Genomic DNA, 217 nt, shown 5'->3' with positions numbered 1-217 from the left:
GGGGTGGGCCCATAGCTCAGTGGGAGAGTGCCTCCTTTGCAAGGAGGATGCCCTGGGTTCGAATCCCAGTGGGTCCATGACTCGGAGCGAGTCAAGATCCGTGCCCTTAAGTGTGGCAGGGAACTTGATTCAATCCGAACGAACCGATGCACCAGCCCGCGCAAGTGTGGCTGGGAAGGGTTAATGCAGGCCGGCCGTCTACCGGCGTGCAGATGAG

The 217-nt window shown here is 60.4% G+C and carries 1 tRNA gene; it reads left to right on the top strand.

Features of this window, described 5'->3' with window-relative positions:
• Window positions 1-5 precede the first annotated feature (5 nt).
• Window positions 6-77: transfer RNA gene (locus C493_RS20555), tRNA-Ala, on the top strand.
• Window positions 78-217: the final 140 nt, after the last annotated feature.

Origin of the sequence: Natronolimnohabitans innermongolicus JCM 12255, from assembly GCF_000337215.1 — an archaeon.
Taxonomy (GTDB): Archaea; Halobacteriota; Halobacteria; order Halobacteriales; family Natrialbaceae; genus Natronolimnohabitans; species Natronolimnohabitans innermongolicus.
The sequence above is the reverse complement of the archived record's forward strand: the minus strand, read 5'-3'. Positions and strand labels throughout refer to the sequence as shown.